We start from the raw sequence: 26,032 nt of genomic DNA, 5'->3' as shown, positions 1-26,032 counted from the left end.
AGTAGCCCAAAAGTTTTATGGCAAAGATTATATATTACTAAATAAAATTATGAATATTATATATATAGGAGCCAATGGTTTTCCTTTTGGTATGGCAACGATACAACGGCAGCTTTTAATCGCAAAAGGCTTCGTGCTTCAAGGAAATAGTTGTCTAGTCCTATCAAAATTTGGACTAATTGATAAAGACGAAAAGGTTGTGCGTAAAGGAAAAGCAGAAGGAGTAGATTATTTATGTGCCAGCCCTATTGCTTACAGACCTTCAAATTTCTTCTTACGATCTGCAAATAAAATTTTAGGTTTTTTTTTGGAAACGTATTATATCATTAAACATAGAAAATCAAACACCAAAAACATCTTATTCACAGTAAGAACTAGCTTTTTTAGTACGGTATATTATAGACTTTTATCGTTTATTTTAGGGTATAAATATATAGGGGATATAAACGAAGCCTTAGGAGATAATAAAGATGCTAGTTTAAACGATAAACTTTTTGATAGCTATAACAAATATTTATATGACGGAGTACTACTGATTAGCGACAGTTTAATGGATAGTTATAACAACAACATTCCTAGATTAAAAATACCGGTCATTTGTGATATTTCAAAACTTGATGAAATTAATAAAATTGAATTAGAAGGAGTAAACCTTCTTTATTGTGCATCAGCTGCATATCTAGATACTTTAAAATTTGTAATTGAGGTTATCGAAAAAGCAGACTCAGACTTAAACTTAATTTTAATTGTTTCAGGTAGTAAGAGCCAAATGAAAATAGTAAACCAATTAATAAAGGAAGCTAGAAATACTAGTAAAATACATCTGAAAAGCCGAATTGATTATGGTGAATTAATAGGTTTATATAAGGGGGCAGATTTACTATTGATACCCTTGCCTGAAATTGAGCAGCATAAAGCAAGATTTCCCCATAAAATAGCTGAATATACAGCGTGTAAAACCCCATTTATGTCGAATAAATGGGGCGAAGTAGTAAATTATTTTAGCAATGACAATAGTTTTTTAGTTGATAGTTATACCGTAGATGACTATGTGCATAAGTTAAATAGTGTGATAATAGCGGATAATCAAACTTTAGCAGATAAAGCCTATGAAATCTCCAAAGCCAATTTTGATTACAAAATACTATCTACTAAAATCGATGAATTTTTAAAGGGAATCTAAAATGCTGAAAAAAATTCTAAATCTTATAAATAAATATAGGCAACCTCCAATATCCTATGCAAGAAGTCTTGGTGTATCTATTGGTGAAAACTGTAAAATTGCTATTAAAAATTGGGGTTCAGAACCCTATTTAATTACATTAGGTAATCATGTACATATTACAACCAATGTTCAATTTATAAATCATGATGGTGGTGTATGGGTGTTTAGGGATGAAATTCCAGATTTTGACGTATTTGGAAAAATAGTTATCGGTGATAATAGCTATATAGGTAATAATGCAGTAATCATGCCCGGTGTCAGTATTGGTAAAAATTGTGTAATTGGAGCGAATAGTGTTGTGACCAAAAGCATACCAGACAACATGGTGGTAGCCGGTGTGCCGGCAAAATATATCTGTACAACGGAAGAGTATAAAGTGAAAATGATGAAAATAATAATCCCTCTTAAAAAGAAGAGTGGCCAACAGAAGAAAAAATTTCTAATAAAAATGCCTTCTAATGCTTTTATAATAAAGGATGCCCTAAAATGAAAATAACATTTGTGCTAGATACATTTGGTGGTGGGGGAAAAGAGCGCAGATGCCTCCAACTGATACAAGGACTGAATAAGCAAGGCTATAATAATATACAGGTAATTATCATAAATAATGATATAGCCTATCAGGAGTTATATGAGGCAAATATTGATTTGAATATTATAAATCGTAAAAATAAGGGATTAAACGTCGTACAAACTTGCCTTACCCTATACCGATTGTTGAAAACATTCAATCCCGATATTGTTCAAGTTTGGGGTGTTTTTTCTGCTTTTTTTACAAATCCTATACGGTGCTTTATGCGTTTTAAGTATGTTGGGTCTTATGTGGCAAATTGTAATAAGCCAGCTAATTATTCCGTTGAAAGATTTACTATTCTTGTCAATTCTTGGTTAGCCAATTATGTTGTAGGGAATTCTGCGGCAGGAATTAAAGCATACGGTATACCAAAAAGAAAAGCTAAAGTCATTTATAATGGTTTTAATGAAGAAAGATATAATAGCTCCGGCCCTAAAAGACATGATATTAAAGAGGAAATGGGTATCAATGCAAATTACATTGTGTCTATGGTTGCCCGTTTAGATGACAATAAAGATCATAAAACATTTATTAAAGCCGCAAAATTAATTATCAAAAAAAGAACAGATGTTTTCTTTCTAATTGTAGGTAATGGTCCTAATTTATTGCAATTACAGTCACTGATTTCTCAGAACGAAAGAGCGTTCTTTAATTTTCTTGGTTTTCGGTCTGACGTGGAAAATATTTTAAAGATAACAGATGTATCAGTATTATGTACCAACCCTAACAAGCATAAAGAGGGCGTATCAAATGCTATTATGGAGTCTCTTGCTTTTAGTGTTCCTGTAGTAGCAACAAATGATGGAGGTACTCCTGAGATTATTGAATCTGGTATAAATGGTTTTCTTATAAAATCGCATGATAGTGAACAATTATGTGAAAATATTCTTCAAATACTCGATGATGTAGTATTGAAAAATAAACTATCTATGGCCGCAAAGAGTACAGTTGATTCCAAATTTAATTTACAGAGAATGACAGCTGAATATATTGAAATGTATAATTTACTTATAAATAAATGATAAAAGCAGATTTCTCGTCAAATAAAAATAATACAAAGGGACTGATGTTTATTATTCTTTTCAGGGTAAGTCACTTTTTTACTCTAAATATAGGGTTAAAAATTATAGGCATCCCGGTTCGCATATTGTATAAAATATTTGTAGAGTGGGTTTTAGGTATTGAAATACCGGACACAACCTTTATTGGTGGAGGGCTTAAGGTTCTTCATGGGCAAGGTTTAATTGTAAATAGCCATACAAAAATTGGCAACTTTGTTACTTTGCGCCATAATACAACTATTGGGAATTCAAAACCTGGAGGCAAGTCTCCTATAATAGACGATTATGTCGACGTTGGGGCAAACTGTGTTGTAATTGGAGATGTAAAAATCGGCAAAAATTCTATTATAGGCGCCGGTAGTGTGGTGGTTAAAAGTGTGCCTCCAAACTCAATTGTTGTTGGAAATCCGGCACATGTCATAAAAACAATTAATAATTAATGGCAAAAGTAATATTTTATGGTCCTTTAGGTAAGGCAAACTCAAAAGTTGTTGGTGGTGGTGAATCGGGAAATCTTAAAACCATATCAATTCTAGAGAAATTGGGGTTTGATGTAATTCAGCTAAGAAAACCTTATTCTTCTGAAAGTTTGATAGGCAAAATAAGATACATACTTTGTTTATTTTTTATGCCTTTTTTGCTGTTATTCAAAATTTTAAAAAACAGAGATGTTCAAATTGTTCATATCTCTGGTTTCTATATGCACCTTATCTATCAAGAACTAATACTTATTTATATTGTTAAACTTTTAGGCAAAAATTGTATTTATGAGTTGCGTGCGGGGGGAGTAAAAGAGTCATATATAGTGGGTTCTAAATTGTATAAATTTTTTTTTCGTAAAGCAGTTCTTTCTTCGGATGTCCTATTGGTGCAAGGAGAAAGATATGTTGAATTTTTAAATGAATTGGCAGCGAAAAGAATAGTCCATTATCCTAACTACATCATGGGACTTGTAACTCCAAGAAAAATAAATATATTGGGGGACAATGGTCGCATAAAATTAGTCTACTTTGGAAGAATGTCAGCAACTAAGAATGTTTTATTCATATTAGATGTTTGTGTAGAACTAAAAAACAAGGAAATTCCTTGTGAATTAGAATTAATTGGTGAAGGGGAATTTGAATACATTGAACAAATAAAAGAAAAAATTAGAGAAGAAAAATTAGCTGATTTTATAAAACTATCACCACCTGCTTTTGGTTCAAACCTAGTTGAAAAATTAAAGGATAAGCATTTTTTTCTATTTCCTACCCAAGAACCTAGGGAGGGCCATTCTAATTCTTTAACGGAGGCCATGGCTTTGGGCCTTGTTCCTATATGCAGTGATTATGGTTTTAATAGAGAAATTGTGAGTTCCGATCGTTTGATAATAACTGAATTTAACACAAAGTCTTATTCTGATTTAATTATTGAAATATGGCAACAAAATTTATGGGCAGATTTCTCAAAGGATATGCAGGCAATAGTTGCTAGCAAATTTACGTCTTCAATTGTTCAATCTAAACTAATATTAGTATATCAACAACACTAAAGTATTAATCAGTCAATTTAATAAAATAAGTAATTCCTCTTTATGCCAAGATTACCAGTCGGAATTTCAGGACTATTTAAAAAAAACTGTGTATCAATTTTTACAAAGTTATTAATTGATTACCCTGTTAGCAACATAACTTTGGGGTTTATTATAAATAATATATGGCTCGAGTAAATGGGGCGCGCTCAACAAAAAATGGTTTGCAAACAGAAACAACACAAAATGTCTAGGTGTGGCCAAAAATAGTTTTTAATTTTATCTACACTTTTTATACCAATCTGAGTTATTAGTTTCTATTGAATACAATACCAACTAACATTTAGTAAATTAGTGCACTACTATGAAAGAGAATAATGAACACCAAAAAATAGCTGCCGAATACTTAGCTTTAGAGGAAAAACCTATTGATATAAGGGACCTTTTAGACGGATATCTCCGTTTTTGGAAATGGTTTGTACTGGGAGGGGTTTTGGCTCTTGTAATGGCTGTCATCTATCTCAAGCTTACCAAGCCCGTCTATTTAGCAGTCGCGTCAGTGATTCTTGAAGACGAAAAACGTACGGCTCCCACGAGTGACGCGAGGGGTTACGTTGATTTGAATATGATTGGAGGGTTAGGGACTAGCAGTATTGAAAATGAATTGGGCCTAATGCGGTCGAAACGACTGATGCTTAATGCCGTAAAGGCTTTGGGTCTGAATGTGCAATACTTCAGCGACAAAGGTCTGACTGTAAAAGAATTGTATGCCCAAAGCCCCTATAAACTACGCTTAATGCGATTGGATGCATCGGCTTTACAAAAAGCGATGGATGAAGAACAAAACCTTCTCATAATAACAGAAGTTGACCAAAATACGGTTAAGATTGAACAGGTTGAAGGAAAATACAAAGCCACACATAAATTAGGGGAAATCGTGGAAATGGGTTTCGCCGATTTTATTGTGGAGCCAAATAACAAGTGGGATACTTTGACTTCTAATATCGAGAGAAATATACAGGTACACTTTTTGACGGTGAATCAGGTAGCTACTTCGCTACAATCACAATTGGAGGTGGCTTTGATCGATGAAAATTCTACCCTGATCAAACTGAGTTTAGAAGGTACCGTTCGGCAAAAAGCAGAAGACATCTTGGATCAATTGATTTTTGAATATAATCAGGAGGCTATCGAAAACAAAAACCTAATTGCACGGAATACCGCTTTTTTTATTGACGAACGATTAAACATAATCAATTCTGAATTGGATTCGGTAGAGACGGGGAAAGAGCAATTCAAATCAACCAATCAATTAACCGATATTGAAACCGAATCGTCCATTATCATCCAAGATGTCAGTGATTATAAGAACAAGCAACAAGAAGTTTCGACGGAACTGGAAGTAATCAATGCGATGATCACTCATTTAGGTACAAATGATTCCAATCTGTTGCCCACAAATTTAGGTATTGATGAATCAGGTACAAATGCTCTGATTGAAGAATTCAATAATTTGGTATTGGAACGAAATCGGTTGCTTACTGACGCCACAGAACGGAATCCCACCGTCGTTCGTTTGACCGATCAAATTCAACAAATAAAAAATAATGTACAGGCAAGTTTAGAGCGTCGGCGCTCGAATCTAGTAATAGCGCAAGATAACTTAGGTCGGCAAGCCGGTATTTTAGGTTCTCATATTGCCGAAGTACCGGCCCAAGAACGACGGTTTCGTAGCATTGAACGCCAACAAAACATCAAAGAGGCGCTTTACCTGTTCTTATTGCAAAAAAGGGAAGAAAATTCCCTGTCCCTTGCCGCAAAAGCGCCCAAAGCTAAAATAGTGGATGAAGCCTACAGTTTTAACAACCCTATATCACCAAATAAGAAAATGGTATTGGGCTTGGCATTAATGGTGGGGTTGTTTATACCCTTTCTGAGTATCCACATTCAAAAACTGATCAATACTAAAATAAACACCCGCAAAGAGCTTAAGGAACTTGCCCAAGGCATTCCAATAGTAGGCGAAATACCACATGTATTGGCTGGGGAACCTGCCTTGGTCTCCATTAAAGAAAGGTCTTTGCTCTGCGAATCGTTTAATATTTTAAGTGCCAACCTCCAATACGAGCTTAAGAAGACCAACACCATATCAGGTGGCACCTGTATTTTTACCACCTCATCTGTTCAGGGGGAAGGCAAAACATTTTCAGTAGTCAACCTGGGCATGACCTTAGCGCTTTCAGGCAAAAGCGTTATTCTAATCGGGGCCGATTTAAGAAACCCGCAGTTGCAGCGGTATGAAGATGGCGCGTTAAGTACAAAAGGGTTAAGTCGCTATTTGGAGGGGCCTCATTTAGCAATAGTTGATTTTATAGAAGATTCCAAATTACATAAAAACCTTAAGGTCTTACCCTCTGGCCCGATACCTGCCAACCCGACCCAATTGCTCCGCAATGATAAAATAGGGCCAATGTTCGAAGAACTTAAAAATAGTTTTGATTATATCATCGTCGATACGGCCCCGGCCCTATTATTGGCCGATACCTTTTTAATTAGTCACTACGCCGATCTAACACTCTATCTGATTCGGGCAGGGCAAACCAAAAAGAAGGTGCTTGAATTTGCCCTAGAAGCCAAAGCTGACAATAAGTTAAAAAATTTGGGTTTTCTGCTTAATGATGTTAAAATGGCAGATACGAGTTATGGCTATATTTACGGTTACCCATACAAATCAGGTAATGCTCGTGCCCTTTAAAGTAAGTAAAAGCGGGAATTACGATTGGGTGGACAGGATGAAGACCTGCCCCCTTTTTGTACAACGATCAAATTAAACAAAATGTTTTTCAAAGGGGCATGCCCCTTTGAAAAACATCTATAAATTCTTTCGGAGCTACTTCCGTCTAAAGACTTACAGGGATAGAACCTATTATATTCCTCCCTGATGAGTTCCGTTTCCATATTTACCTCCTCGAGGTCCCTTAACAAATGTGCATCTAGCACATCTTCGCGATACGGCCGGTTGTACCTTTCGATGAAATCGTTCTGGCTCGGTCTGCCCGCCCGGTTGTATGTACTTTATCTCGATGTCCTCGACCTCGCAATTGTTGACGAAGACCCTAAAAGGAACTCAGGGCCGTTGTCGACCTTTATAGCTAAGGGCTTGCCTTGGACCACTATGGCCTCCCAGAGATACTCCACCAGCCATATCCCAAAAATGGAGAAGTTCCCTTTCAAGCAAAGTGACTCGCGATTGAAATCGTCCATCAGATTAGAGACCCTGAGGCTCCTTTACGTTATAAGGCTGCGGACATGAAGTCCGCGCTCCACACCTCCCTTGGCTTAGCTAGCGCCGCAAAGGGCTCCTTTATCCTTTTGGGCAACCTTTTTTTGATCTTTCTCCTGAGCTGTATGCCCAATAAGCGATAAACCCTCAATACCCGTTTTCGATTTTATTTATGGCCTTGCTTGCGGATGTGTCTGTAGAACCAATCGAATGGCAAAGGCACGACCCCACTGGCCCTTGCTTGCTATGCTCAGGCCCTCCTCTATCACGATACCCTTCGCCAGTTCCCTTCGTCTTCAATGCCTCAGAGCTTTTTTTCAATGTTGTCCTAGGATAGGTTGGTCGAGGCCCAGGTCGCGCAGAAGGTTTTGAGCCTTCAGTTCTAATCCTGAAGGGATTTTCGCTCTTTCAATTGCCGAGCGTCAATTCCGCCGTACTTGCGCTTTCAGCTATAGAAAGTCGCGGTGGTAATGCCCTTTTCGCGACAGATGTCGGCGACCTTCATTCCCCAGTCATACTATTGCAACATGGCAACGATCTGTGTTTCCTTAAATCTACTCCTCTTCAGGATATAAAAGTAGTAAATTTTTATACTGTCCGAAACACTAGGGAAGCCTTCAAAACGGGAAAGGCTACATAATGAAGGGCTCTAAAGCGAAAACCCCGAACCAAGATAGGGTCGAGAAATGTATAATCAAAAAAATATTTTCACTCAGTTTTTTGCTTCGTCGAAATAGTTAATATGTGATACTGTATTCTCTATATTCCCCTTGGATGATGCTCCGAAAAGTATTGACTCTACATTAGGTAGACTGCAAACATACTCGAGAGCTTCTTTTGGAGGTATTGCACCACCACCTAATACCTGCATGGCGATGGCTCGAAATTTCCTAGTTCGCAATGTTTCTTCGTAAATTTCTTTCCCCCCTGACATTCGAAAATTAACTTTATTTATCGAAGCACAGATAATTGGATTCTGAATACCAACTGATTCCAAGGTATCTAGAAGTAAGGGCATATTCATGGTTATAAAACCAGCCTCCGCATCATACTTCTTGGCAACATAATCATAAAAACCCTTTAAAATATCTACCATTCCCAAACCAAGTAAAAGATCCGTTATCACATTTTGAAGAAAAATAACAGGTGTTTTTATACCCTTAAACATTTTCATTTCGGCATCTATCAGAAGTTCCATGATTTTAAGGTAGTCTTTTGATACAAATGCCATGCCTCCTTTAAACATGGTTCCAAAAAGATTACCCGGCACATATTGTTTTACAGTACCTGCAATACCCAATTCAGTTACCGCATTGGCATATTTATGAGCATAAGGCATACAAGGGTATATCTTAAAATCTCCGTAACGGTTAGGATTAGTCCGTATGGTATCGCAAATTTGAGCAATTCTATCATGTGTGGTACACATAAAAGTCTGTATCCCCGCATCAATTGCAAAGTCAAGTGTTTTGATAATGGCTGAATTATCTTTAAACTTCATCGCCTGCTCTCTAGATTTGGAGTCAGAAATATGATTGACCGCAAAAAACTGATTGTCTCCGTATAAGATTCTTTCCATTATATAGTTGCTTTTGCTTTGGTTTTAATGATAGATATAGCCCTGTCGGTAAGCCAGGCACTTTCAAATGTATTTATGTCATTGGGTACTTTACCTTCAACCGCTTTTACAAAATAATCTACTTGTGCTGAATATTCTTCACCTCGCAAATAAAAATCAACTTGGTCGGTCAAGTCTGTGATATATTTTACATTCCAGCCTTTCGAGTAACCAGTCGGGCAGTCGGTGTCTTTAAAATAGACTTTTAATTCGTTAGCATCGGAAATAATCTTACCTTTTTCGCCCATAATTGTTATGGAAGTAGACATCTTACGATAGGTATCATCACTCCAATTCACCGACAAAATACCAGTTGCCCCGTTTTCCAACTCCAAAAGAGAATAAACAGCATCCTCTACATTAGAGGAGTAAATCGACTTTAAATCGGTGCCTTTCGCCAAGGCTACCGGAGAGAGAATATCATTGATTAAATCAATTACATGAGAAGCATAATCCATTAAACATCCGCCGCCTTCAGCCGGATCGGACCGCCAAGTATCACTCTTTTTTTTTACAACGACCGGTCCATAAGCCTCTCCAACAAAATGATGGATTTCACCTAAATAATTACCTTTAATCAGTCGCTTGACTTCTTTAAAGGTTCCAATGAATTTATTGTGGTACCCAACTTGATTGACCAAACCATTTACTTTTGCCAATTCCTTAAGCTCTGCCCCTTGTTCGGGATTCAGACAAAATGGTTTCTCAGCGAATACATGAATTTTTTTTTGAAGCAACTCTTTTACAAAGTTATAGTGAAATTTAGTAGGCAAAGCAACAAATACCGCGTCAGGTTTCTCCTTTTCAAGCATCTTTCGATAATCGCTATAACACGTAAATTTGCTGTATTTTTCAAGAGCACCCACAACCATTTTCGCAGTGTCACAAACTCCCACAACTTTCACATCGGGATGTGCACCCAATATAGCTAAATGAGAGATACCCATTTTACCAGCACCTATAAGACCAACTTTTATCATAATTTTCGTATTTGAAACTTAAGCTTTTATTCTTTTTATATAGAGTACATGAAACAGCAAGTCTCTAAAAAACTTCATTTGATTTCCAGTATTTCTTTTTAAAATTTCAGGTCGCATAAATATGCGAACAAACCATTCCATACGGAGCTTTATCCAGATATTCGCGGGTCTCTTACTATTGCCTGCATACCAATCAAAAACATTCCCAATAGTGCTAATTACTTTTGCATTGAGTAGATGTTTATGTTCATATGCCCATTTCTCCTGTTTAGGTGCTGTCAAACCTATAAAAACTACATGGGCATCAAAATCATTAATAGCACGAACAATCTCATTATTATCTTCTTTAGAGAATTCAGGTTTGAAAGGGGGAGAATAACCGGCCAACTCAATATTAGGATAATCTCGACTGGCCCTTTTTATAATTTTCTCTAATGTTTGCGTTGATGATCCCATAAAAAATATCCGCCAATGTCGTTCATTAGCTTTGTCCATAAAAAAATCAAAACAATCTTGGCCGGCGATTTTTTTTATATTTTTACCATGAAGAAACAAGGAACCGATAGCTATTCCCATACCATCTAATACTAGATAGTCTGTATTCTTAAGTGCCGCTTCAAAAGCCTTATCTTTTAGTGCTATTCCATAAGAATTAGGACTAAAAGTATTCAGTAATACTTGTCTTTCCTCTGCATCGACAACGTCTAAGGTGGAAGAGAACACGTTATAACCAAAAATGTTAGTAAAGTTTTCCGTATATGGGCTCATAATTGAAATATTCCATTTAATCTGCCAAGAAAATATATAGCAGCCATTTCATAAAGGTGGGCAATTTAAGAAAATAAAAAAAATATTTTCAATATACTAGGTAAAGATCCGCCAAAATATCATTTCAATCACCATACTCTAAAATATTTATCAAACTCATCAATATTTCCAAATATAATAGGAATTCTTCAAATATTTCACATCTTGACTTGTTCGATTAAAGCCATTTATTTACATTTACCTCTTATTAAAAATGGAGTTTATCTCTCCCAAAAAGCACTATTTACATATCCCTTATTTGATTAACCTACTAGTAGCTCCCCAATACTAAAAAACATAAGCAATCAATCGTATTTATTTGTGCTAGAATTGTTGGTTATGTCGAAGATAATTATCGGAAATTTTAAGCTTGTCGATGAAAAGATTTAAGTATTCCGATTTGATTATTCCCATGTCCATTGCAGTCCATCTGACAATTATCAACGGTGTTCTATACCTTCTTACACTGCGTACCTATCTACAACCATTCCATATCATCTATTACAATAGTTCATGGCTACTGATCACCTATTTTTGAGTACTATTATTTTTTCTTCGACAAATTCCTTTGCTAATTTATTCAGACCAAAAAAGAAAATAGCATAACTAACAGAGAGTAAACAACTTAAGCCAACAATTATAAAGGAAAGAAAATCTTTAGGTAAATTTAAAACAAGTATTACTGGTAAAATAATTGACATAAAAATAACCTTCGTACTTGTAACAACAACCTCATTAAAATCACTTCTTAGTGATAGATTAATCATGTTTTTAATTATTAATAACCTTGCTATTTCCGCTATTATTGAAATTATTATTTGAACAATAAAAAACGTATTCAGGAACTGAACATATTTTAAAAATGTGATAAGCTATAGGTACTATCGTTATATTTATTCCTCCAGCAATTAATTGGAAATTACGAATTTTGCCTTGCGAACCTGCTGCTGCAGATATGGGATTGCCGAAAGCAGTTAACATTCCTATAAATATCATCAATTGTACAAATTTAATCGTATAATCTGGAATTTTCTTGAGCCAAATTCAGTTTCTAAAAGTACAGGAAGTGCTAAGAAGAAAAGAAGATATTGACGGTATTAAATAGGGTAAATATTAAAAAGCTTCTAACCTCTTTCTAATATCATTCAATTTCAAATATGCCCCGTTGAAGACAATAATGATTTAATATATCGATGTTTTTAACACAATGTCGATAAAAAACGTTAAAACCATAATATTTTTATAACTTTATTCATTGTATTATATGATCACTACTTTGAATAAGCTATCATTCTAGTGACGAACAACGCTATGAAAAAGTTCCCCCTTCTAATTTCATTGCTCATTTTGGCAAACTTGGTTTCCGCTCAAATCAAAATTGGGGAAAATCCACAAGTTTTAGATTCTTCCTCCTTGTTAGAGCTCGAGAGTACTACCAAGGCTTTAGTTATAAGCCGTGTTTCTGAAACCGAAATGCGCGCTCTAAACCCACTACAAGGCGCTATCGTTTATAACACTGACGCTTCTTGTATTTTTTACTACGATGGTACAAATTGGAACAATTTATGCGCTGGAAGCAGTACAGGCAATATTTCTTGGGGTGCTATTACAGGAGACCTAAGAGACCAAACTGATCTAGCATCACAGTTTCAGAATTATGTGGACCTTACAACTGCCCAATCTATAGCTGAAGAAAAGACCCTTACGGCTAAACTTACGGTAGATACTGGTGATGTAGACGCGCAAATTGCTGAATTTCTTGGTCGGGTAAAAGGAGAAGATGGTACGGCACCCGAAGATTTTGTTACTAGATTACAATTAGATGCGGTAGCAGTCGGTGGGCATACTGGTGCCAAAGGTTCTATTTTTTTTGCAGGAGCTAATACTCAACCTTCAGAAGATAATGCCAACTTATACTGGAATGAAGAGAATAAGCAACTACGGATTGGTTCATTTGTAGATGATTCAGAATTTAGCTTATTTTCAGATAATTTGACAACCTTAAGTATACAAGGTTCCGTCTCCAAACCTATTGGGTATCCGAGAATTTTAACCGAGGAACACCACACTACTATTATTTCTTGGTCTACATGGGTTACATTACCCGATCCTTCAACCTGTATTGGCAGAATATATATTATAAAAACAAGTCCTAAAGATATTAATAATCCTACAGAAAATACTAGGGTTCGAATAGCAAATGGTGGCGGTTACAATGATTCCCAATCGCAGTGGCAAACTGAATTTCCTGCAGGGAGCGTAACCCAACTGCAAAGTAGTGGCAATGCTTGGGAGCAGATTAATTAATTTCGTGCTTTTACAGCTCTAATTTAGAAAATCTATTAGATGATTTTCGGAAGATTAGACCTCTTAATTCAATTCACAAAAGCATTTTAAAACTTGTATTTCCATTTATTGAAATAATTCTAAAGTTTTACTCCTCCAGAATTTTAGTTTCCTTTAAAGCTTCTCGATTAAGGTATATCTTACAATCTAAAACCAATACTTTTATATGTAGTGCCGGTTACTGTGCGTGATATTTTTTTTGGTTTAGTCAATAAAAAGGGTACCGCTTGGAAATCAGCTTCGCAACTCGGAAAAAACAGGTATGATATACCTTAATAGCTCTTCTCTAACGCCTATTATTACTAAAATTTGTTCTTGACCAAATTAAAAAAAGAGTCAATCAAAAGAAAATATTACGAATAACTTATTTATATACCTAATATTTTACATTATTTATAATAAAATAGTATGGCACTTGTCACTTTTAAGTCTATGTCATACATTTACCAGTTGTGAAAATGTCTTTGGTATTTCAAAAACATGTTTTAAACACCCATTATTTGCTTGACCTATTTGGTGCCCTCAATGCTATAAAAGTATCAGGGATAACCAGCATGTTTTTGTATTAAAACCAATGGTTATGTTAAAAAGTAATATCGGAAATTTTAATCTTGCCCATGAAAAGGTATAAGAAATCCGACCTTATTATTCCAGTTTCCATTGTCCTCAATTTGGGGATTATCAATGGCGTACTCTATTTTCTTACGCCGGAAACCTACCTCAACCCGTTTAACATTCTGTACTACACTATTTCTTGGCTGCTCATCACCTATTTTTTAAACTATTACCCAAAAGATCGGAAAGAACGTTTTATGACCAAGTTTCATAAAATGATACAATTGTTCGTCATCTATGGCCTTGCTTATTTTGCCTTATTCGGGCTTATAGGCCGAAACTTTACTTCGCTGTACTATCAACTTTTGGTCTTTTTATTGATCTGTGTCTGTCTCATGTGGTATCGAATAATCTTCTTTTGGACTATACGCAAATATAGAATGGTCGGTGGTAATTCTGTCAATGTGATTGTTATTGGCAGGGATGGCAACCTAAAGAAAATTCGAAAGGAATTTGACGATCCCGAACTGGGCTATCGATATAAAGGTTTTTTTGATGACCAAGAATCTAAAAGTCCTACCTATTTGGGTAAAATCGTCGATTGCTTCGGCTATATTTTGCAAAACGAAATCGATGAAATTTACTGTGTCGCCTCAAAGTTTAACCATCAACAACTGGAAAATCTTATCGATTTTGCAGACAATAACTTAATCAGGTTTAAAATAATACTAGACAATAAGGAAATATATTCCAGGGCCATGTCGATAGAATCGTATGGTAATGTACCCGTACTTAACCTGCGAAAAGTACCCTTGGATACCGAATTTGCCCGTATCATTAAGCGGACCTTTGATATTATTTTCTCTTCGCTCGTCATTGTTTGTATACTGTCTTGGCTTACCCCTTTGTTGTATATCTTAATTAAATTGGAGTCTCCCGGAGACTTGTTCTTTAAACAAAAACGGCACGGGTTTAAGCGTAGACCGTTCTGGTGCTATAAATTTAGATCCATGACGGCCAGCACCGATGCCCATTCAAAAATGGCCAGCAAAAACGACATGCGAATTACTCGAATAGGGAAGATATTGCGAAAGACGAGTCTCGATGAATTGCCTCAATTTATTAATGTGCTTTTGGGCGACATGAGTGTTGTCGGTCCGCGTCCCCATATGGCACTACATACCCAAGATTATGAAACTTCGGTCGACAAATATTTGGTACGCCACTTTGTAAAACCAGGTATAACGGGCTTGGCGCAAGTACGCGGTTACCGAGGTGAAATACTTAAAAAAGCCGATATTTTGAATAGGGTTCGGCTCGATATTTTTTATGTCGAAAAATGGACCTTTGCCCTTGATTTACGGATTATTGTAAAGACCGTTTTCAACGCGGTATTGGGGGAAGAAAAAGCGTATTAGTTGCACTAACCGTCACACCAAAAAACAACCTCATCAGGATTGCAGTAGCCTGTCCCTTTTGACAAAAGACACTTCCTCAAAAGATTCCGAAACGGCAAATATACCGTATCCCTTCTCCTTTAATTTTTTGACCAATCGTTTCGATTGAGACACGCCATCTTTTATCATACGATCATGGAATTCAATCAAAATTTGGGTAATCGAGATACCGCTGTCCAAGATACTTTCGACAACACCATATTCCGCACCCTCAATATCTATTTTCAGCACGTCAATATGTGTATGTTGATTTTCAGTTACAATATCTTCCAATGATCGCATCTCTACCTGAACTTTTTCCAGGGCACTCGTATTGCTGTTCACAAATAAGCTACCCGATACATGATCGGGGTTTTTCGGCAAGAAAAAATTGGCGAACCCACTTTGTGTACTCAACCCAAATTCATGGAAATGAAATTTCTCGAAAAGCTTTTGACCTTTGATCCACCGTATTGATTTTGGTGTGGGGTCAAAGCCGTACACATGGCAACCATACCTTTTGTGGATCTCACTATCAAAAGATACGTCTTCCCCTATTCCAAAGGAATATACAATCGAGTTTTCATTTAAAGATCCAGGCCAAACATAAAAACCCCCGTAACGCGTACCCAGCCAAAGATGTTCACAAGACAACTCTTTTTTGAAATGTCCGGTTTTAATCGATCTTCGTACGCCCCTTACTACTTTCTTAATTCGTTCTAACATACCCCTCTTTTTAGCAATCTGTTAATTTTCAGGAAGTATCAAGTGTTTGGTCGAACACAACTACTCTCTAGAAAAATATTCCACAAAGCTGCCGATTGCTGGCGAAATACGGGGGATTAGCTACTAAAACATATAAATATCATGGAACTTCTTCTTCTTAAATATAATACATTTATTCGGGTAGCCATAATCTTGGAAAGAAGTTACCAAAGCCCTTCAAATTGTAAGGGCATATGAATTAGGCTTTTCTGCCACTAAAAAACACAAAAAAGGCAATGTATTTACTACTAGCGTTTTAAGCTTAGCCCATAACTTTAAGTTATCAATGCTCTAGGACGGCTACTTTTTTCCCACAAAACTACCGATTGAAGTTCCTTGAAATGCTTTCCTGTTCACTGCGAAAATCGTACTTTTCACTACCATTAGTGTTACCTTAATGCTGACAGGACGTATAGGGCAATCGTGGATTTTGGCTTAACTGCACATTACTATTTTAACGATTTTATGGAGAAAAAACTGTTTGACGATTTTCAACCGGTTTCGGCAAAAGCTTGGAAACAGCAGATTCAGTATGCCCTAAAGGGAGCGGATTATAATAAAAATATGATCTATGAGTCGTTGGAAGGTATTCCCATCAAACCCTTTTACCATGCCGATGACCTCGAAAAGAACGTTTTAGACCAACCAAACGTACCTGAAACTTGGGCGATAGGGCAAGAATTGTTTGTAGCCGATGCCAAAAGGACGAATACCAAAGCGTTGAAAGCCTTAGAACGCGGTGTGGAAAGTCTGTTATTTAATATTCCCTCGGAAAAGATAGCGGTTAAAACACTGATCAACGGAATTGACATGTTCAAAACCCCTCTGCATTTCAAGAGTCAATTTTTATCGAAATCGTATGCGGAACAAATTTTAAAAGCTACAACTACCGCCACACGTAGTTTTTTGCATCTCGATCCCATCGGCCATTTTGTGCAATCAGGAAATTGGTATACCAACCAAGCCACCGACCTTGCAACAGTATCCGAAATTCTAAAGTTATCAAAAGCGCATAGCAATACCAGCATTTTATCGGTCGATGCTTCGCTATACCAAAATGCCGGGGCGACTATGGTACAGCAGTTGGCCTATGCCCTCGCGCATTCTCACGAATACCTGCATTTCCTGGCCCCACCATTGATTAAGGGCATAACTTTTAAAATAGCGGTGGGCAGCAATTACTTTTTTGAAATAGCCAAAGTCCGCGCACTGCGTCTCTTATGGCGCACCTTGGCCGAGACTTACGATATTGCCCCCGATTGCCATATTGTGGCCACACCTACCAGACGGAACAAAACCCTATATTCCCCGAACACGAACATGCTGCGAACGACCACCGAATGTATGTCCGCCATTCTTGGTGGTGCCGATACGATTTGCAATGCACCCTATGATGCTATCTATCACAAAGACAATGATTTTGGGGAACGACTGGCCCGAAATCAGTTGTTGCTGCTCAAACATGAAAGTCATTATAATCAGGTCGCCCATGCTGCCGGAGGTGCGTACTATATCGAGACCCTTACCCAACAATTGGCCCAAAAAGCATTGGACCTTTTTAAAACTATAGAAGCCAGTGGTGGATACTTAAAACAGTTGAAAACGGGTGTTATTCAACGAAAAATAAGCGAAAGTGCTCAAAAAGAACAATTGGCATTCGATGCGCATAATGAAATATTGGTCGGTACCAATGCCTTCCAAAAAACCACCGAAACCGTAAAAGATACGTTGGAACTGTATCCGTTTGTAAAAACAAACCCACGAAAGACCTTGATCGTTCCTATTATTCCGAAACGTTTGGCAGAAGCTACGGAGCAACAAAGGTTGAAAGAAGAATGATAGTTGATAGTTGATAGTTGATAGTTGATAGTTGATAGTTGATAGTTGATAGTTGATAGTTGATAGTTGATAGTTGAAGGTTAAAAAATAAACGGTGAAAGAAGAAAGGTTAATGGTTAAGGGTTAACCCAAAACAAAATGGAACATAGGAAACGAAAAAACGTACAACAGCTGACCTTGATCGGGAAGACAGAAAAAGAAGCTACTTCAGATTCCCCATCATTCGAGCACTTGGATTTTGCGGCTGGTATCCCGCCTTTTTTACGGGGACCCTATGCGACCATGTACGTACAGCGTCCCTGGACCATACGCCAATACGCCGGATTTTCAACAGCGGAAGAGAGCAATGCTTTTTATAGAAGAAATCTGGCAGCAGGCCAAAAGGGACTTTCCATAGCCTTTGATCTGCCGACCCATCGTGGTTACGATAGCGACCACGAACGTGTGGCGGGCGACGTAGGTAAAGCCGGAGTCGCCATCGATTCCGTTGAGGATATGAAAATCTTGTTCGATAAAATTCCTTTGGATAAAATGTCGGTTTCCATGACCATGAACGGGGCCGTATTGCCCATCATGGCCTTTTATATTGTCGCTGCCGAAGAACAGGGCGTAGCCCCCGAACTGCTCACAGGAACCATTCAGAATGACATTCTCAAAGAGTTTATGGTGCGCAACACCTATATTTATCCGCCAGCGCCTTCCATGCAAATCGTCAGTGCCATTTTCGAATATTGCAGCGCCCATATGCCAAAATTCAATAGTATCAGTATTTCGGGATACCACATGCACGAAGCAGGGGCCACGGCGGAAATCGAATTGGCCTATACCCTTGCCGATGGTCTCGAATACCTGCGTACGGGATTAAAAGCGGGAATCGATATCGATACCCTTGCTCCTAGGCTTTCGTTCTTTTGGGGCATTGGAATGCACCACTTTATGGAAATTGCCAAAATGCGCGCCGGACGTATGCTCTGGGCGAAATTGGTAAAACAGTTCAATCCGAAAGATGCGAAGTCCATGGCCCTCCGTACCCATTGTCAGACCAGCGGCTGGAGCCTTACGGAACAAGACCCTTTTAATAATGTTGCCCGCACGACCATTGAAGCGGCAGCAGCCGTTTTTGGCGGCACCCAAAGCCTACACACCAATGCCTTGGACGAGGCCATTGCGCTACCCACCGATTTTTCGGCACGCATTGCACGAAATACGCAGCTTTTTCTGCGGGAAGAGACCAAAATCACCAAAACGGTAGACCCGTGGGCAGGTAGCCATTATGTGGAAAAATTGACGGATGAACTCGCACAAAAAGCCTGGAAACTAATTCAGGAAGTCGAAGAATTGGGCGGGATGACCAAAGCGATAGAAGCCGGAATTCCGAAAATGCGTATCGAGGAAGCCGCTGCAAAAAAACAAGCGAATATCGATAACGACCATGACATTATTGTGGGTGTCAACAAATACCAACTCGAGTCGGAAGACCCGCTACAAATTTTGGAAGTGGACAATAAAACCGTGCGCGACCAACAATTAAAACGTTTGGCACTGCTCAAAAAGAAAAGGAATACCGAAGACGTTACCACTGCTTTAAAACGACTGACGGCGGCAGCCAAAAAAAGGATGACTGCGGTTGCCCATGAAAAAGATACCGTCCTTCCTCAGAATACCGATAATTTACTAGCTTTAACGATAGAAGCCGCACGGGCACGGGCAACCTTAGGGGAAATCAGTACGGCACTGGAAGTCGCTTTTGGGCGGCATGTGGCAAAAACACAAACAATATCGGGGGTGTATTCCAAAGAAATAAAAAAAGACGAACATTTTCTCAAGGCTCGGGAACTGGCTGACCGCTTTGCAAAAGAGGAAGGGCGTCGCCCTCGGATCTTGATAGCTAAAATGGGACAAGATGGCCATGACCGTGGTGCCAAAGTGGTGGCAACAAGCTATGCTGACCTCGGTTTTGACGTTGATATCGGTCCGCTTTTTCAAACTCCGGAAGAAGCTGCCAAACAAGCCGTGGAAAACGATGTACACATTTTAGGTATTTCTTCGTTGGCAGGAGGGCATAAAACCTTGGTACCCCAAGTTATCGAACAGCTTAAAAACTATGGGCGGGAAGATATTATGGTCATTGTCGGAGGGGTCATCCCCAAACAAGATTATCAATTTCTGATCGATAAGGGTACCACTGCTATTTTTGGTCCCGGCACGAAAATTCCTGAAGCCGCTATTCAGGTTTTGGAATTACTTTTAAACTAAACTCCCCTTTCTCCCAATTCATTCCCCTCTTTTACAAGAGGGGAGCACATAAATTTGACTGTGATAAACAAATCTGAATCGGAGGAGGCTCCTCCCTTTTTCAAAGGGAGGTGTCCCGCGAAGCGGGACGGAGGGTTAGCTTATATTATTTAAATTTATAGTAAACTAAACTCCCCTTTCTTCCTATTGTACCAAAAACTTGGCACAACCGGAATTCATTCCCCTCTTTCACAAAAGAGGGGAGCACATAAATTTGACTGTGATAAACAAATCTGAATCAGAGGTAGCTCCTCCCTTTTTCAAAGGGAGGAGGCCCGCGCAGCGGGACGGAGGGTTAACCTTACTATTAATTATGTAAATTGTGCAAAACTAAACTCCCCTTTCTTCCGTTTTGCACCAAAACTTGGCGCAACCGGAATTCATTCCCCTCTTTCACAAAAGAGGGGAGCACACAGATTGAGTTTATGAAACCAAAGAAGATACATTCAAAAAAAGAACTTCAGGAACGAAGAAGGGAACTAAGAAAAAACATGACCCCTGCAGAGGCATTTTTATGGTCACATATAAAAGCAAGGCAGCTAGACGGAAAACGTTTTACCAAACAACATAGCATAGGCTATTACATTGTGGATTTTTATTGCGCTTCACAGAAATTGATTATTGAATTGGACGGGGAAGTTCATAATAATCCGACCGCAGCAGAATATGACCAAAAAAGAACTGCCTATTTAAACGGATTGGGTTACAAGGTTCTTAGGTTTGAGAATAAAATGGTCTTTGATTTTTTAAGTTCCGTTTTAGATGAAATCAAGGATAATTTCCAGGAAAATGATTAAAGATTGCAAGAGGTTGAACAGGGTTTTGCTCCTCCCTTTACCAAAGGGAGCTGGCCCGCAAAGCGGGACGGAGGGTTAACCTTACTATTAATTATGTAAATTGTGCAAAACTAAACTCCCCTTTCTTCCGTTTTGCACCAAAACTCGGCACAACCCGAATTCATTCCCGGCTGTAAAAAAGAGGGGAGCACACAAATTTGACTGTGATAAACAAATCTGAATCAGAGGTGGCTCCTCCCTTTTTCAAAGGGAGGTGGCCCGCGTAGCGGGACGGAGGGTTAACCTTACTATTAATTATGTAAATTGTGTAAAACTAAACTCCCCTTTCTTCCATTTGCGCCAAACTCGGCGCAACCGGAATTCATTCCCCTCTTTTATAAAAGAGGGGAGCACATAAATTTGACTGTGATAAACAAATCTGAATCAGAGGTAGCTCCTCCCTTTTTCAAAGGGAGGTGGCCCGCGCAGCGGGACGGAGGGTTAACTTATCTTATTAAAATGTGTAAATTATAGTAAACTAAACTCCCCTTTCTTCCTATTGTACCAAAAACTTGGCACAACCGGAATTCATTCCCCTCTTTTGTAAAAGAGGGGAGCACATAAATTTGACTGTGATAAACAAATCTGAATCAGAGGAGGCTCCTCCCTTTTTCAAAGGGAGGTGGCCCGCGTAGCGGGACGGAGGGTTAGCTTATATTATTTAAATTTATAGTAAACTAAACTCCCCTTTCTTCCTATTCTACCAAAAACTTGGCACAACCGGAATTCATTCCCGGCTGCAAAAAAGAGGGGAGCACACAGATTGAAATTTTATATAGAATTTTGAATCGGAAGCGGAAGGTTTATTAATTAAGGCTCAAATACCAAACGTTCATACTTTCCATCGTATCACCGATCAAGGTATTGTTCAATAACGTACCCCCATACGAAAAACCATGTTTGCTAAAGGTAATGTTGAGTCCGTAAGAAGTTGCCCTAACCGAAGTATAAATAGTTTTCAGTCCTCTTTCTGCACTTTTTTTCTTGATTTTCTGTACCAAATAATACGAAAGGTTTTGACCTCGGTAATTGGAATTGGTAACAAAATCAACGATTTCCATATTCGATTCCGCTTCATTGGGCCGCAAGATACTGGCTACAATCAGTTGCCCCTTTTCGAATAAACCATAAAACTCGTACCCTTGTTGTAACAATTCGATCAGAAAAGACTTGTCGTGAATGGGAAAGGGGTACGACCGGAACGCTCTTTCGTTCAACCGGGCCAAGGCTGTCAATTCGTCAAGCTCTTCGCTACGCAGCTGATGAATCTCCAAGGCATCGGGTAGAGCCATAAACGAATTATGGGCGGTATTGGCCGCCGCCAAAGCAATTGTCTTTACCGACTGGATCATCTTTAACTTTTGTTCGGCACAATTCGAGCGCTCCTTATTCAAAAAATCAGCTACAAAATATCCTGTACTCACCCCATTGTATAAACCGGGAATCTTAGCTTCCACCTGATAGCCCTTTGATTGAAACGAAGCAATGCCTGCCTCGGGAACCCTACTTACGATCTTATCATATTTCCGTTGCTGGGCTAGGTTTTTCATACTGGAAATCAACTGATTCCAGTTGCCATGATCGGCTTCCAGCAAATACACCCTTTTATTCCCCTTGCCATGATGAACAAGGCCTCCTTCTATTCGTTCTATCGTATCAAACATTTGAAACTAAAAATTAATCGATTCATAAATCAGTTGAAACCCGTATCAGTCGCGCACTTGGCCATCGCCATAGATATAATATTTATTGGTAACCAACTCGTTAAGGCCTAAAGGACCTCGGTGATGCAACTTATCGGTACTGATGGCAAGTTCGGCCCCTACCCCCATCTGACCACCATCGGTAAACCGGGTGGAGGCATTTTGGTATACGGCCGCACAATCTACCTGCTCCATAAAGCGTTCGGCAGCTTGGGTATCGGTCGTCATAATCGTAGCAGAATGCCCCCCGGAATAATCATTTATCTTTTGTATCGCATCGGAAAGCGTATCGACCGATCCAATACAGCATCGCAAGGCTAAAAATTCTTCCGACCATACCGACTCCTCGGGAATAAGCACCTCATTTTTCAAAACCTCCATTGTTTTTGTATCCACCATCACCGATACGCCATTATCCTCTAAAATATTCCGTAGTCCGTTCAATTTTTCCTCATAACCGGAAACGTTGGTATTCACCAATATTTTATCCAAAGCATTACAGGCAGAAATCTTATCGGTCTTTGCATTTAGAATGACCTTGAGACTTTTTTCCCAATCGGCATCCTCGTCAACATACAAGAAGTTATTACCGCGGCCACTTACTAAAACGGCGCATTTCGCATGCTCTTTTACAAAAGCGATCAACCGTTCACCACCACGGGGCACGATAAGGTCTAAAGGTTCGGTAGGTTCTTTTAAAAACTGTTGCGTCTCCGTTCTATTCATGGTGAGTAACTGAATACAATCGGTACCCAAACCATTTTCCTTCAAAGCTTGCTGCCAAAAATCGACAAGTACCGTATTGCTATACTGGGCTTCCTTTCCTCCTTTGAGTAAAATCTTGTTGTTAGCCTTAAATGCCAGGACTGCCGCTTCTACCGTTACATCAGGCCGGGATTCATAAATAATCATTATCGTTCCGAAAGGAGCGGTCTTATTGATGACCTCTAGACCATTATCCATTTCTTTTCGGGTAATCTCTTTATTCACCGGATCGTCTTGTGACCGCACCGCTTTGACCGCTTTGATCATACCATCTATCTTTTTGTCGGTAACGATCAATCGGTCGTACATGGCTTGGTCCTCTTTTTTGAACAGGTCTAAATCGATTTTATTGGCGCCGAGCAATAATACCCGATTTTCATCTAAAAGACGCTCCATACTGGCCAGCACCTTGTTCTTTATATCTGTTGCTATCAATTTCATAGTTCTGTCTTTTTTAACTTGTTATGTCATGGCTACTTTGGTACCCACGTTTTTACCATCAATAATATCGATTATGGTGTTGTCTTTTTTCCCATTGGCAATAAAGGTGGGAATACTATTTGCGGCCGCCTGTTGGGCATAATCCAATTTAGAGCCCATACCACCACGACCTTCTGCCTCTTTTTTATTGCTGTCTTTAATGTACTTATTCAAATCTTCATTGGGATCTACATTTTGAATAAGGTCACTATTTTCTGCATCGGGATGCCCCGTGTAGAGTCCGTCAATATCCGTCAGAATAATCAATCGATCGGCATTGATCAACTGTGCGATAAGACTGGCCAACTCATCGTTATCGGAAAACATCGACATGGTTACCGAAACGGCGTCGTCTTCATTGGCAATCGGAATTATGCCTTCGGAAAGCAGCCCCTCACAACAATTGATCATATTCTGACGGTGCATACCCGGACTAAAATCGCGCTTGGTAGGAAGTACTTGTGCACACTTCATTCCGTAATCTTGAAAAATATTATAGTACAGTCGCATCATACGCGGTTGGCCTATTGCCGAATACACCTGTCTTCTTTGGGTCTTGTCTTCGATACGTGAATCGCCCAGCACTTCTTTTCCGGCGATTACCGAACCAGACGATACCAAAATGGTAATGATATCGCGCTCGTAAAGTTCCGCAATCTGTTTTACCAATCTTCGCAAGACCGGCCTAACGATCCGATTGTCTTTATTCGTCATTACATTCGTTCCGACCTTAATAACAATTCTCTCTTTATACATTTTAGTTTTCTTTTCCTAGTTCTACTGCTCGATTAAAGGCGGCAAAAGCGGCATCTTTAATCAGTACGTTTACATTGTTGTCTTCCATTGAATCTAAAGCGGCACGGGTTGTACCACCCTTTGAGGCTACCTTTTCCATCCAAGAATTTGGCGATAGGTCATTTTGGTTAAAGAGTTCAATGGCCCCGGTAAATGTCTGCCCCACCAAGACCTTGGAATCGTTTTTCGAGAAGCCCATCTGCAATGCAGCCTCCATCATGCTTTGCATAAAATAGAATACATAAGCGGGTCCGCTACCGGAAATCCCCGTAGAGGCATCGATGAATTTTTCGCTGCTGACCAACATCGATTTTCCTGTGGTGTCCAACAGACTTTCTACGGTCAATAGTTCGATACGTGACACTTCGGGGGAAGCGACATACGAGGTGAGTCCTTTACCGATTTTTGCCGGCAGGTTGGGCATGGCCCTGACAACTTTGTTGAGATTGCTCCATTCTTTAATCGAAGCAATGGTAATCCCCGCCATAATGGAAATAACCAGTTGCTGCGGTTTGACCATCGGATTGATTTTTTTAAGCAAGTCTTCTGCGTGATAAGGCTTCACGGCAAGAAAAATAATATCTGCTTCGGGCACGCAATCTTCCAAATGCTCATAGGCATCAAAATGTGAAATTTGATGTAATTCTTCCCGTTTTTCTGCGGAAGTGTCCAACACCATAATATTTCTTTTTTTGAGCAGTTTTGATTTTGTCATGCCTTCGGCATAGGTAAGCCCCATGTTTCCTGCCCCTATTACAAGTACTTTCATATTGATTTTTTGATGATTGGATGTATTGGTCTACATCTTTGATTATTAAAAAAAGTTCATGGATTTTCCATTTCGGGAGCTATGGCCAGCCCTATCACTAATATTGTCTTGAAGCGGTCTGCTTCGCAATCGGCATGATTCCTAATTTTACAAATGGATTTATTGTGAAACAATCGCATGAACACGATAAAATTGTGGTTGATAGATTAGATAAACAGCACACAGTCCCTACAATCCTTCACTTCCCCATAATAGGTTTCGCGGTATTTATGAATTGTTCTAATGGGCAAGCCCAAAAGGCATTGATTAATATAGGTGACTCTTGTAGTTAAATGTCCCATATTTTTACTGTAGCGTTTCTCTGTTTTTGTTTTTCTTTTAATCTGTAAA

The 26,032-nt window shown here is 38.7% G+C and carries 21 protein-coding genes and 1 pseudogene; 11 read left to right on the top strand and 11 right to left on the bottom strand.

Annotation, left to right across the window (positions count from 1 at the left end):
- The first annotated feature begins 49 nt into the window (after positions 1-49).
- From BLS33_RS17770 to BLS33_RS17745, 6 genes are all read left to right on the top strand, one after another.
- Entirely contained in the window at positions 50-1,183 is a 1,134-nt protein-coding gene (locus BLS33_RS17770) for a glycosyltransferase (protein WP_089892702.1), read from the top strand.
- A gap of 1 nt (position 1,184) precedes the next feature.
- Positions 1,185-1,715, top strand: coding sequence for an acyltransferase (locus BLS33_RS17765; RefSeq protein WP_089892700.1), 531 nt, complete (start codon positions 1,185-1,187; stop codon positions 1,713-1,715).
- Positions 1,712-2,821: a glycosyltransferase gene (locus tag BLS33_RS17760; RefSeq protein ID WP_089892696.1), complete on the top strand. Its 1,110-nt coding sequence runs from the start codon at positions 1,712-1,714 to the stop codon at positions 2,819-2,821. The genes BLS33_RS17765 and BLS33_RS17760 overlap by 4 nt, the downstream gene beginning before the upstream one ends.
- Entirely contained in the window at positions 2,818-3,300 is a 483-nt protein-coding gene (locus tag BLS33_RS25310) for a serine O-acetyltransferase (RefSeq protein ID WP_089892693.1), read from the top strand. The genes BLS33_RS17760 and BLS33_RS25310 overlap by 4 nt, the downstream gene beginning before the upstream one ends.
- Positions 3,300-4,391, top strand: a complete 1,092-nt coding sequence (locus BLS33_RS17750; protein ID WP_089892690.1) for a glycosyltransferase family 4 protein — start codon at positions 3,300-3,302, stop codon at positions 4,389-4,391. The genes BLS33_RS25310 and BLS33_RS17750 overlap by 1 nt, the downstream gene beginning before the upstream one ends.
- Before the next feature lie 343 nt (positions 4,392-4,734).
- Positions 4,735-7,125 (top strand): GumC family protein, encoded by a 2,391-nt coding sequence (locus BLS33_RS17745; RefSeq protein WP_089892687.1) that lies wholly within the window; start codon positions 4,735-4,737, stop codon positions 7,123-7,125.
- On the opposite strand, the pseudogene BLS33_RS25435 reads toward BLS33_RS17745, so the two are convergent.
- The 6 genes and pseudogenes from BLS33_RS25435 to BLS33_RS17715 form a co-directional block, all read right to left on the bottom strand.
- Positions 7,122-7,427: pseudogene (locus BLS33_RS25435) on the bottom strand (integrase core domain-containing protein); the annotation flags it as partial. The gene BLS33_RS17745 and the pseudogene BLS33_RS25435 overlap by 4 nt on opposite strands.
- 938 nt (positions 7,428-8,365) lie before the next feature.
- Positions 8,366-9,232, bottom strand: coding sequence for an aldo-keto reductase family protein (locus BLS33_RS17735; RefSeq protein ID WP_089892681.1), 867 nt, complete (start codon positions 9,230-9,232; stop codon positions 8,366-8,368).
- Entirely contained in the window at positions 9,232-10,251 is a 1,020-nt protein-coding gene (locus BLS33_RS17730; protein WP_089892678.1) for a Gfo/Idh/MocA family protein, read from the bottom strand. The genes BLS33_RS17735 and BLS33_RS17730 overlap by 1 nt, the downstream gene beginning before the upstream one ends.
- An 18-nt stretch (positions 10,252-10,269) precedes the next feature.
- On the bottom strand, positions 10,270-11,019 hold the full coding sequence (locus tag BLS33_RS17725) for a WecB/TagA/CpsF family glycosyltransferase (RefSeq protein ID WP_089892675.1): 750 nt from the start codon (positions 11,017-11,019) through the stop codon (positions 10,270-10,272).
- Positions 11,020-11,582: 563 nt separating this feature from the next.
- On the bottom strand, positions 11,583-11,825 hold the full coding sequence (locus BLS33_RS17720) for a hypothetical protein (protein WP_089892672.1): 243 nt from the start codon (positions 11,823-11,825) through the stop codon (positions 11,583-11,585).
- A 4-nt stretch (positions 11,826-11,829) separates the two neighbouring features.
- The gene (locus BLS33_RS17715) at positions 11,830-12,054 is read right to left on the bottom strand and encodes a hypothetical protein (RefSeq protein WP_089892669.1); all 225 of its coding nucleotides are present in this window, start codon (positions 12,052-12,054) and stop codon (positions 11,830-11,832) included.
- 315 nt (positions 12,055-12,369) lie between these two features.
- Here BLS33_RS17715 and BLS33_RS17710 point away from each other — a divergent pair, with 315 nt between their 5' ends.
- Positions 12,370-13,365 (top strand): hypothetical protein, encoded by a 996-nt coding sequence (locus BLS33_RS17710; RefSeq protein ID WP_089892666.1) that lies wholly within the window; start codon positions 12,370-12,372, stop codon positions 13,363-13,365.
- A gap of 656 nt (positions 13,366-14,021) precedes the next feature.
- A complete protein-coding gene (locus BLS33_RS17705) occupies positions 14,022-15,377 on the top strand; it encodes an undecaprenyl-phosphate glucose phosphotransferase (RefSeq protein ID WP_089892665.1) in 1,356 nt (451 codons plus the stop codon).
- A gap of 33 nt (positions 15,378-15,410) precedes the next feature.
- On the opposite strand, the gene BLS33_RS17700 is transcribed toward BLS33_RS17705, so the two are convergent.
- Complete coding sequence (locus BLS33_RS17700) at positions 15,411-16,121, bottom strand: FkbM family methyltransferase (RefSeq protein WP_089892662.1); 711 nt, start codon at positions 16,119-16,121, stop codon at positions 15,411-15,413.
- A gap of 504 nt (positions 16,122-16,625) precedes the next feature.
- On the opposite strand from BLS33_RS17700, the gene BLS33_RS17695 reads away from it, so the two are divergent.
- From BLS33_RS17695 to BLS33_RS17680, 3 genes are all read left to right on the top strand, one after another.
- A complete protein-coding gene (locus tag BLS33_RS17695) occupies positions 16,626-17,999 on the top strand; it encodes a methylmalonyl-CoA mutase subunit beta (protein WP_089892659.1) in 1,374 nt (457 codons plus the stop codon).
- 138 nt (positions 18,000-18,137) lie between these two features.
- Positions 18,138-20,255 (top strand): methylmalonyl-CoA mutase, encoded by a 2,118-nt coding sequence (gene scpA, locus BLS33_RS17685; protein WP_089892656.1) that lies wholly within the window; start codon positions 18,138-18,140, stop codon positions 20,253-20,255.
- Positions 20,256-20,719: 464 nt separating this feature from the next.
- Positions 20,720-21,091: an endonuclease domain-containing protein gene (locus BLS33_RS17680; RefSeq protein ID WP_089892654.1), complete on the top strand. Its 372-nt coding sequence runs from the start codon at positions 20,720-20,722 to the stop codon at positions 21,089-21,091.
- 845 nt (positions 21,092-21,936) lie between these two features.
- Here BLS33_RS17680 and ablB read toward each other — a convergent pair.
- The 4 genes from ablB to proC are packed head-to-tail and all read right to left on the bottom strand — an operon-like array spanning position 21,937 to position 25,642.
- Positions 21,937-22,794 (bottom strand): putative beta-lysine N-acetyltransferase, encoded by an 858-nt coding sequence (gene ablB / locus BLS33_RS17675; protein ID WP_089892651.1) that lies wholly within the window; start codon positions 22,792-22,794, stop codon positions 21,937-21,939.
- Positions 22,795-22,839: 45 nt separating this feature from the next.
- Positions 22,840-24,039: a glutamate-5-semialdehyde dehydrogenase gene (locus BLS33_RS17670; RefSeq protein ID WP_089892647.1), complete on the bottom strand. Its 1,200-nt coding sequence runs from the start codon at positions 24,037-24,039 to the stop codon at positions 22,840-22,842.
- Between the two features lie 21 nt (positions 24,040-24,060).
- Positions 24,061-24,834: a glutamate 5-kinase gene (proB, locus tag BLS33_RS17665; RefSeq protein WP_089892644.1), complete on the bottom strand. Its 774-nt coding sequence runs from the start codon at positions 24,832-24,834 to the stop codon at positions 24,061-24,063.
- A 1-nt stretch (position 24,835) separates the two neighbouring features.
- Positions 24,836-25,642 (bottom strand): pyrroline-5-carboxylate reductase, encoded by an 807-nt coding sequence (proC, locus tag BLS33_RS17660; RefSeq protein ID WP_089892640.1) that lies wholly within the window; start codon positions 25,640-25,642, stop codon positions 24,836-24,838.
- Between the last annotated feature and the right edge of the window lie 390 nt (positions 25,643-26,032).

It is taken from the genome of Kriegella aquimaris (assembly GCF_900103215.1).
In the GTDB taxonomy this organism is placed as follows: domain Bacteria; phylum Bacteroidota; class Bacteroidia; order Flavobacteriales; family Flavobacteriaceae; genus Kriegella; species Kriegella aquimaris.
This window is presented reverse-complemented; position numbering and strand designations above follow the sequence as displayed.